The organism is Streptomyces jumonjinensis, assembly GCF_009600885.1.
GTDB lineage: Bacteria > Actinomycetota > Actinomycetes > Streptomycetales > Streptomycetaceae > Streptomyces > Streptomyces jumonjinensis.
Genome location: NZ_VCLA01000174.1, coordinates 69,292 through 78,779 on the forward strand (window position 1 = coordinate 69,292; position 9,488 = coordinate 78,779).

At 71.2% G+C, this 9,488-nt stretch carries 7 protein-coding genes and 1 tRNA gene; 2 read left to right on the top strand and 6 right to left on the bottom strand.

What is annotated here, in order from left to right:
- Positions 1-107: 107 nt before the first annotated feature.
- A complete protein-coding gene (ppc, locus tag FF041_RS26950) occupies positions 108-2,837 on the top strand; it encodes a phosphoenolpyruvate carboxylase (protein ID WP_323392825.1) in 2,730 nt (909 codons plus the stop codon).
- A gap of 127 nt (positions 2,838-2,964) precedes the next feature.
- On the opposite strand, the gene FF041_RS26955 is transcribed toward ppc, so the two are convergent.
- The 6 genes from FF041_RS26955 to FF041_RS26980 all read right to left on the bottom strand — a co-directional run bounded on the left by FF041_RS26955 (position 2,965) and on the right by FF041_RS26980 (position 7,818).
- Positions 2,965-3,420 (bottom strand): hypothetical protein, encoded by a 456-nt coding sequence (locus tag FF041_RS26955; protein ID WP_153525243.1) that lies wholly within the window; start codon positions 3,418-3,420, stop codon positions 2,965-2,967.
- Between the two features lie 117 nt (positions 3,421-3,537).
- The gene (gene pth, locus FF041_RS26960) at positions 3,538-4,137 is read right to left on the bottom strand and encodes an aminoacyl-tRNA hydrolase (protein WP_153487362.1); all 600 of its coding nucleotides are present in this window, start codon (positions 4,135-4,137) and stop codon (positions 3,538-3,540) included.
- An 85-nt stretch (positions 4,138-4,222) separates the two neighbouring features.
- Complete coding sequence (locus FF041_RS26965) at positions 4,223-4,813, bottom strand: 50S ribosomal protein L25/general stress protein Ctc (RefSeq protein WP_153525244.1); 591 nt, start codon at positions 4,811-4,813, stop codon at positions 4,223-4,225.
- Between the two features lie 290 nt (positions 4,814-5,103).
- Complete coding sequence (locus FF041_RS26970) at positions 5,104-6,081, bottom strand: ribose-phosphate diphosphokinase (RefSeq protein ID WP_323372475.1); 978 nt, start codon at positions 6,079-6,081, stop codon at positions 5,104-5,106.
- A 112-nt stretch (positions 6,082-6,193) separates the two neighbouring features.
- Positions 6,194-7,639, bottom strand: a complete 1,446-nt coding sequence (glmU, locus tag FF041_RS26975) for a bifunctional UDP-N-acetylglucosamine diphosphorylase/glucosamine-1-phosphate N-acetyltransferase GlmU (protein WP_323392827.1) — start codon at positions 7,637-7,639, stop codon at positions 6,194-6,196.
- A gap of 108 nt (positions 7,640-7,747) precedes the next feature.
- Positions 7,748-7,818: transfer RNA gene (locus tag FF041_RS26980), tRNA-Gln, on the bottom strand.
- 232 nt (positions 7,819-8,050) lie between these two features.
- Here FF041_RS26980 and FF041_RS26985 point away from each other — a divergent pair.
- The gene (locus tag FF041_RS26985) at positions 8,051-9,379 is read left to right on the top strand and encodes a sensor histidine kinase (protein ID WP_153525245.1); all 1,329 of its coding nucleotides are present in this window, start codon (positions 8,051-8,053) and stop codon (positions 9,377-9,379) included.
- Positions 9,380-9,488: the final 109 nt, after the last annotated feature.

Sequence of the window (9,488 nt, forward strand, 5' to 3'; positions counted from 1 at the left end):
TGGATAACGCCGGGCGGACCGCACCTATCCTGGGTCTCGTCGGACAGCGCGGTCCGCAGCCTCCAGACCCCTCCAGACGTGCTCAAACACTGCAAGGAGCCGCACCTGTGAGCAGTGCCGACCAGACCCCGACGGCCAGCGCCGAACTGCGGGCCGACATCCGCCGACTGGGCGATCTCCTCGGCGAGACCCTCGTCCGCCAGGAAGGCCCCGACCTGCTCGACCTCGTGGAGCGAGTGCGGGCCCTGACCCGCAGCGACGGCGAGGCAGCAGCCCGGCTGCTGGGCGACACCGATGTGGAGACCGCGGCCAAGCTGGTCCGCGCCTTCTCCACCTACTTCCACCTGGCCAACGTCACCGAGCAGGTGCACCGCGGCCATGAGATGCGCGAGCGGCGCGCGGCCGAGGGCAGCGTGCTGGCCCGTACGGCCGATCTGCTCAAGGACGCCGACCCCGACCATCTGCGCGCGACCGTCAAGAACCTCAACGTACGGCCCGTCTTCACGGCCCACCCCACCGAGGCGGCCCGCCGCTCCGTCCTCAACAAGCTGCGCCGGATCGCCGAGCTCCTGGACACCGAGGCCGGCGCCGCCGACCGCAGGCGCTGCGATCTGCGGCTCGCCGAGAACATCGATCTGATCTGGCAGACCGACGAGCTGCGGGTGGTCCGGCCCGAACCGGCCGACGAAGCCCGTAACGCCATCTACTACCTGGACGAGCTGCACGCCAACGCCGTGGGCGACGTCCTGGAGGACCTCGCGGCCGAACTGGAGCGCGTCGGCGTCGAGCTGCCCGCGGGCACCCGCCCGCTGACCTTCGGCACCTGGATCGGCGGCGACCGCGACGGCAACCCCAATGTCACCCCCGCCGTCACCCGCGAAGTGCTGATCCTCCAGCACGAGCACGGCATCACCGACGCGCTCGCACTGATCGACTCGCTGCGCGGACTGCTCTCCAACTCCATCCGCTACACCGGAGCCACCGAGGAGCTCCTCACCTCCCTCCAGACCGACCTGGAGCGGCTCCCCGAGATCAGCCCCCGCTACAAGCGGCTCAACGCCGAGGAGCCCTACCGGCTCAAGGCCACCTGCATCCAGCAGAAGCTGGTCAACACCCGTGAGCGCCTCGCCAAGGACACCCCGCACCAGCCCGGCCGCGACTACCTCGGCACCACCGAGCTGATCACCGATCTGACCCTGATCCAGACCTCGCTGCGCGAGCACCGCGGCGAGCTCTTCGCCGACGGCCGGATGGACCGTACGATCCGTACGCTCGCCGCCTTCGGCCTCCAGCTCGCCACCATGGACGTACGCGAGCACGCCGACGCCCACCACCATGCGCTCGGCCAGCTCTTCGACCGCCTGGGCGAGGAGTCCTGGCGGTACGCCGACATGCCGCGCGAGTACCGGCAGAAGCTGCTCGCCAAGGAGCTGCGCTCGCGCCGCCCGCTCGCGCCCTCGCCCGCCCCGCTGGACGCCGCCGGGCAGAAGACCCTCGGCGTCTTCCACACGGTGAAGGAGGCGTTCGAGCGGTTCGGGCCCGAGGTCATCGAGTCGTACATCATCTCGATGTGCCAGGGCGCGGACGACGTCTTCGCGGCGGCGGTGCTGGCCCGCGAGGCCGGGCTCATCGATCTGCACGGCGGCTGGGCGAAGATCGGCATCGTGCCGCTCCTGGAGACCACCGACGAGCTGCGCGCGGCCGACGTCATCCTCGAAGGGATGCTCGCGGACCCCTCCTACCGCCGGCTGGTCTCGCTGCGCGGCGATGTCCAGGAGGTCATGCTCGGCTACTCGGACTCCTCCAAGTTCGGCGGCATCACCACCTCCCAGTGGGAGATCCACCGGGCGCAGCGCAGACTGCGCGACGTGGCCCACCGCCATGGCGTACGGCTGCGGCTCTTCCACGGCCGGGGCGGCACCGTGGGCCGGGGCGGCGGCCCCTCGCACGATGCGATCCTGGCGCAGCCCTGGGGCACGCTGGAGGGCGAGATCAAGGTGACCGAGCAGGGCGAGGTCATCTCGGACAAGTATCTGATCCCGTCGCTGGCCAGGGAGAACCTGGAGCTGACGGTCGCCGCCACGCTTCAGGCGTCGGCGCTGCAGACCGCGCCGCGCCAGTCGGTGGAGGCGCTGGCGCGCTGGGACGCGGCGATGGACACGGTCTCGGACGCGGCGCACTCCGCCTACCGCGCTCTGGTGGAGGACCCGGATCTGCCGGCGTACTTCTTCGCCTCGACGCCGGTGGACCAGCTCGCCGAGCTGCATCTGGGCTCGCGCCCCTCGCGCCGCCCGGACAGCGGGGCCGGGCTGGACGGACTGCGGGCCATTCCCTGGGTGTTCGGCTGGACCCAGTCCCGGCAGATCGTGCCGGGGTGGTACGGGGTCGGCTCGGGCCTCAAGGCGCTGCGGGAGGCCGGGCTCGACACGGTCCTCACCGAGATGCACGAGCGGTGGCACTTCTTCCGCAACTTCATCGCCAATGTGGAGATGACACTGGCGAAGACGGATCTGCGGATCGCCCGGCACTATGTCGACACCCTGGTGCCCGAGGAGCTGAAGCATGTGTACGCCGCGATCGAGGCCGAGCATGAGCTGACGGTCCGCGAGGTGCTGCGGGTCACGGGCGGTGAGCGGCTGCTGGACTCGAACCCGGTGCTTCAGCAGACCTTCGCGATCCGGGACGCCTATCTGGACCCGATCTCCTATCTCCAGGTCTCCCTGCTGGCCCGCCAGCGCGAGGCGGCGGCCCGTGACGAACCGGCGGACCCGGTGCTGGCGCGGGCCCTGCTGCTGACGGTGAACGGGGTGGCGGCGGGTCTGCGCAACACCGGCTGACCAGGCGGGCCGTATACGAGGACACCGCTGCCCGGCGCGAGCGCGCGCCGGGCAGCGGTGCGTCCGGGGCCGGCCACCGGTCGGCGGCAGGGGAGCCCGGGTGGGATCGCCGACCGCCGACGACCGGCTACAGGGTGAAGAACGTCCCCGCGAGCAGTACGCCGCCCACGGTCGCGGCTCCCCAGGCCACCCTCGGCAGCCCGATGCCGCCGCCGATGACCACCGCGGCGAGCAGCAGCGCCCCGCCCAGCGGCACCCATGCCTGGAAGACGCCGCCCGTGCCCCTGCGCACCACTTCCCCGGTGCCGGGCTTCACCACGACGGAGAGCTTCGCGCCCTTCTCGACCGCGACCGACCGGTCGATGGTCATCCGGCCGCGGGGAGCGGCCGTGCCGTCGGGGTCGAAGGGGCCGGTGCAGGTCTCCTCGCCGCAGCCGGCGACCGTGATCGTGCCGTGTTCGCGGCCCTTGGCGAGCATGATGTGCCGGGCCGTGTCCCATGACGACCAGGCGCCCGCTGCCAGCAGCAGCAGCGCGACCAGACCCAACGCCACGCGGCGCGCATGGAGGAGCAGTGGACTCATGGAGCGCGATCCTTGGGCATCCGGCCGCGTCGGGTCAACTCCGCGCGTCGCGCGGCCGGGCGGCGGCGGAGGTTCGGCGCACGACCTAGGGCCAGAAGGCGGCGGTCCGGAGCCGTGTCAGGAGTTGTACGCGCTCTGGGCCCGCTCCAGGCCCTCGGTCACCAGGCACTCCACCGCGTCCGCCGAGCGGTCGACGAAGTAGTCCAGCTCTTTGCGCTCGGCGCCGGAGAAATCCTTGAGGACGAAGTCCGCGACCTGCATCCGGCCCGGCGGGCGGCCGATGCCGAACCGCACCCGGTGGTAGTCGGGGCCCATCGCCTTGGTCATCGACTTGAGGCCGTTGTGCCCGTTGTCCCCGCCGCCGAGCTTCAGCCGCAGGACGCCGTAGTCGATGTCCAGCTCGTCATGGACCGCGACGATCCGGTCCGTGGGCACCTTGTAGAAGTCCCGCAGCGCGGTCACCGGGCCGCCGGAGAGGTTCATATACGACAGGGGCTTGACCAGCACCACCCGGCGGCTTCCGGGGCCGACCGGGCCGATCCGCCCCTCCAGCACCTGGGCCTGGGCCTTGGGGGCGCGTTTGAAGGTCCCCCCGATCCGGTGGGCGAGCAGGTCGGCGACCATGAAGCCGACATTGTGCCGGTTGGCGGCGTACCCGGGTCCCGGGTTGCCGAGTCCCACGATCAGCCAGGGAGCGTTGGCATCGGTCGTCGTCATCTGAGCTTCTCCATCCGGACACATCGCCGCCGCCCGCACCTTACGGCGCGGGCGGCGGCTGAGGAAAAAGGCGGTGCGGCGAGGATCAGGCCTGGGCGGCCTGGTCGCCCTCAGCGGCCTCGGCGGCCGGCTCCTCGGCCTGCGAGGCCAGGACCTGGAGCACGACGGTGTCCTCTTCGACGGCCAGGGTCACACCGGCCGGCAGCGGGATGTCCTTCGCGAGCACGGACGCGCCGCCCGCGAGACCCGCCACGGAGACGGTGAAGGACTCGGGGATGTGGGTGGCCTCGGCCTCGACCGTCAGGGTGTTGAGCACGTGCTCCAGCAGGAAGCCGCCGGGGGCCAGCTCGCCCTCGGACTGGACCGGGACCTCGACGGTGACCTTCTCGCCGCGCTTGACGAGCAGCAGGTCGACGTGGACCAGGAAGCTCTTGATCGCGTCGCGCTGGACGGCCTTCGGGATGGCCAGCTCGGTGCGGCCCTCGATGTCCAGGGCGAGCAGCACGTTCGGGGTGCGCAGGGCGAGCTGCAGCTCGTGGCCCGGCAGGGTGATGTGGACCGGCTCGGTGCCGTGGCCGTAGAGAACGCCGGGGACCTGGCCGGCGCGGCGGACGCGGCGTGCCGAACCCTTGCCGAACTCGGTACGGGTCTCGGTGGCGAGCTTGACCTCGGACATGTGCACTCCTCGTGGAACAGACGGATCTGGTGGTCACCCGGCCATGAATGGCCTGCTTCGCCTGCTACGAAGAGCGCGTCGATAACGGACCGCCGCACCTGGAGTGCGGCCTCCCTCGCCGAGCAACTCCGACAGTCTACGCAAGGGGCCCCCGCCCATCCAATCGATCACCGGGTACGCGACAGGGCCGCGACTCCCTGTGCGGGGGTCGCGGCCCTGTCGTGAACTACGGGCGGGTCCTATGAGCGGGTCCTATGGGCGGGGCCTCTTACGGGGCCGGGCCCGGTCGGTCAGGCCTGCTCGTCGAAGAGGCTGGTGACCGAACCGTCCTGGAACACCTCGCGCACCGCGCGGGCGATCGTCGGCGCCATCGACAGCACCGTGATCTTGTCCAGCTCCAGATCGCCCGGGTCGGGCAGCGTGTTGGTGAAGACGAACTCGCTGACCTTGGAGTTCTTCAGCCGGTCGGCGGCCGGTCCGGAGAGCACACCGTGGGTGGCGGTCACGATGACGTCCTCGGCGCCGTTGGCGAAGAGGGCGTCGGCGGCGGCGCAGATGGTGCCACCGGTGTCGATCATGTCGTCGACCAGCACACAGACGCGGCCCTCGACATTGCCGACGACCTCGTGGACGGTCACCTGGTTGGCGACGTCCTTGTCACGGCGCTTGTGGACGATGGCCAGCGGAGCGCCGAGCCGGTCGCACCAGCGGTCGGCGACGCGCACGCGGCCGGCGTCCGGGGAGACGACGGTGAGCTTGGCGGGGTCGACCTTGGCGGCGACGTAGTCCGCGAGGATCGGCAGCGCGAAGAGGTGGTCCACCGGGCCGTCGAAGAAGCCCTGGATCTGGTCGGTGTGCAGATCGACGGTGAGGATGCGGTCCGCGCCCGCGGTCTTCATCAGGTCGGCGACCAGACGGGCGGAGATCGGCTCACGGCCGCGGTGCTTCTTGTCCTGGCGGGCGTAGCCGTAGAACGGCACGATCACGGTGATGCTCCGGGCGGAGGCCCGCTTCAGAGCGTCGATCATGATCAGCTGTTCCATGATCCACTTGTTGATGGGGGCCGTGTGGCTCTGCATCAGGAAGCAGTCCGCGCCTCGGGCCGACTCCTGGAAGCGGACGTAGATCTCACCGTTCGCGAAGTCGAAGGCCTTGGTCGGCACCAGGTTCACATCCAGCTGATGTGCGACTTCCTCGGCCAGCTCGGGGTGGGCGCGGCCGGAGAAGAGCATGAGTTTCTTCTCGCCGGTCGTCTTGATCCCGGTCACAGCACTGTCTCCTCAGAGTGTGTTCTCTGGCCGCGTGGGTGATGGGAGCGCGAGCCAGCCGAATTTGTGTGCACGTATCACGGTACGCCGAGTTCGGCGCAGCTGTTTCCGGTCAGTTCTCTTCGGTGGCTCGTTCCGCGGCTGCCGCGGCGGCCTGCGCGGCGGTGCTGCCGGGCCGCTTACGGGCCACCCAGCCCTCGATATTCCGCTGCTGGCCGCGTGCGACGGCCAGTGAACCGGCGGGTACGTCCTTGGTGATGACGGAGCCGGCGGCGGTGTACGCGCCGTCCCCGACCGTGACGGGCGCCACAAACATGTTGTCCGAGCCCGTCTTGCAGTGCGAGCCGATCGTGGTGTGGTGTTTGGCCTCGCCGTCGTAGTTGACGAAGACGCTGGCTGCACCGATGTTGGTGTGATCGCCGATCGTCGCGTCGCCGACGTACGACAGATGGGGGACCTTGGTGCCCTCTCCGATCGTGGCGTTCTTCATCTCGACATAGGTCCCGGCCTTGGCCTTCGTGCCGAGGCGGGTACCGGGGCGCAGATAGGCGTAGGGGCCCACGGAGGCTCCGGGGCCGATCTCGGCGCGGTCGGCGACCGCGTTGTCCACCCGGGCGCCGCTGCCCACGACGGTGTCCAGCAGCCGGGTGTTGGGGCCGACCTCGGCGCCTTCGGCGAGGTGGGTGGCGCCCAGCAGCTGGGTGCCGGGGTGGACGACGGCGTCTGGCTCGAACGTGACGGTGACGTCGATGTGCACCGAGGCCGGGTCGACCACGGTGACCCCGGCGAGCATCGCCCGCTCCAGCAGCCGCTCATTGAGCAGCCGGCGGGCCTCGGCGAGCTGGACGCGGTTGTTGATGCCGAGGATCTCGCGGTGATCGCCCGTGACGGCCGCGCCGACCCGGTGCCCGGCCTCGCGCAGGATGCCCAGCACATCGGTGAGGTACTCCTCGCCCTGGCTGTTGTCGGTGCGCACCTTGCCCAGGGCTTCGGCGAGCAGCCGCCCGTCGAAGGCGAAGACACCGGAGTTGATCTCGCGGATGGCGCGCTGGGCGGCGGTGGCGTCCTTGTGCTCGACGATCGCGGTGACCGCGCCGGCGGCGTCGCGGACGATCCGGCCGTATCCGGTGGAGTCGGGGACCTCGGCGGTCAGCACGGTGACGGCGTTGCCGTCGGCGCCGTGCGCGGCGGTGAGGGCGGTGAGGGTCTCGCCGGAGAGCAGCGGGGTGTCGCCGCAGACGACGACCACGGTTCCGTCGATGTCCGGCCCGAGCTCCTCCAGCGCGATCCGCACGGCGTGCCCGGTGCCGTTCTGCTCGGCCTGGAAGGCGGTGCGGGTGCCCGGCCACACTTCGGTGAGATGGCCCTGGACCTGCTCGCCGGCGTGTCCGACGACGACGACGAGATGCCGGGGGTCCAGCTCACGGGCGGCGCGGACGACATGTCCGACGAGCGAGAGCCCGCAGATCTCATGCAGAACCTTGGGGGTCTTCGACTTCATGCGGGTGCCTTCACCCGCTGCGAGGACGACGACGGCTGCCGGGCGGTTGGCGCTCACGGGAATGCCCTTCGGCTTCGGGTGGTGGACGTCCGAAGGATACCGGGGGGTCACTCCGACGCACCGAGGGCGGGCCCCGGCCGCACCGGCCGGAACCCGCCCTCACTGCTCCCAGGGAAGGAATCGAACCCTCATTCAATGGACCAAAACCATTTGTCCTGCCATTAGACGACCTGGGATGGATCGCCCGCTCTGCCCGAATCCATGGATCGGGCCGGGAGGCAGCCCCTACTATGCCGTACCGGGGCCCTTCGACGCGACGGTGGAGATCGCCGCTTTCTCCGGAGCGGGACGGCCCGGCGACCGCCCCCGGGACCCGCGGGCGACGCCCCCGGGACCCGCGCGATGTGATGAAGACGCCCCGGGAAACCGCCGTGAGAATCCCCCGCGCCCGCCCGTAGTCTGGGAGCCATGACCGCAACGGGGGCACACCAGGACGGTACGGGCACGACCACCCGTACGTGGCTGTGGTGGGAAAGGCGGCGCAGTGCCGCACTGGACATGGGGCTCGCTCTCCTCTCGACGCTGGAGTGCGTCGGCGAGGGCGCCCGGACCGCGGAGCGGATCGGGATCCCCATATCCCTGGGAATCCTCTTCGGACTGCTCGCCGGACCCGTGCTCGTGCTGCGGCGGCGCTGGCCGATCGCGGTCGTCCTCGTCTCGATCGCGGTCACCCCGCTGGAGATGGGCTATCTGCTGACCATCGTCGGGCTCTACACGCTCGCCGCGTCCGAGGTGCCGCGCCGGATCATCGCCACACTCGCCGGGATGTCGCTGACCGCGACCCTGATCATCAGCTTCGTACGGCTCCACCAGGACGTGCAGTCCGCCGAGCTCGTGGCCGGCAGCATCTGGTACGTACCGGTGATCGCGGCCATGGTGTCGGCCGCGATCACCCTGCCGCCCGTCCTCCTCGGCCTCTACATAGGGGCCCGGCGGCGGCTCATGGAGAGCCTGCGCGAGCGCGCGGACAGCCTGGAGCAGGAGCTGTCGCTGCTCGCGGACCGCGCCGAGCAGCGGGCCGAGTGGGCGCGTACGGAGGAGCGCACCCGGATCGCGCGGGAGATGCACGACGTCGTGGCGCACCGGGTGAGCCTGATGGTCGTCCACGCGGCGGCGCTCCAGGCGGTCGCGCTGAAGGACCCGCCGAAGGCGGTGAAGAACGCCGCGCTGGTCGGGGACATGGGCCGACAGGCGCTGACCGAGCTGCGCGAGATGCTCGGGGTGCTGCGCACGGGCGACGGCGGGCCGCGCTCCGCCGCCTCGGTGCCGCTCGCGGCGGTCGGCGCCGCCGCTGCCGCTGCCGCTGCGGCAGCAGCCGTCCAGGACGGGCCGTCCCTCGCCGATGTGGAGGACCTCGTCGAGCAGTCCCGGCAGACCGGGATGGTGGTCGAGCTGGCCGTCCAGGGCGAGACGAGGGAGTACGCCCCCGAGATCGAGCAGACCGCGTTCCGGGTCGTCCAGGAGGCCCTGACCAACGTCCACAAGCACGCGGCCGGGGCCAAGGTGATGGTGCGCCTCGCGCACCGGGACGCCGAGGTCGCCATGCAGGTCGAGAACGGCGCCCCGGACGCGGCGGGCGCCGCCCCCGGCGCGGCCCTGCCGAGCGGCGGCAACGGCCTGGTGGGGATGCGCGAGCGGGTGCTGGCCCTGGGCGGCGTCTTCGTCTCGGGCCCCACCGACACGGGCGGCTTCCGCGTCTCGGCGGTCCTGCCCCACCGCGACGGCCCCGGGGGGTAGCCCGCTCGCGCGGGGTTCCCTGGGGTGGGGTGCCGCTGGGCGCGGTGCGGTGCGGTGCGGTGTGGGCTGGGCGGTGGTGTGCTGGGGTCCGGGGTCCGCTCCGGGGTGG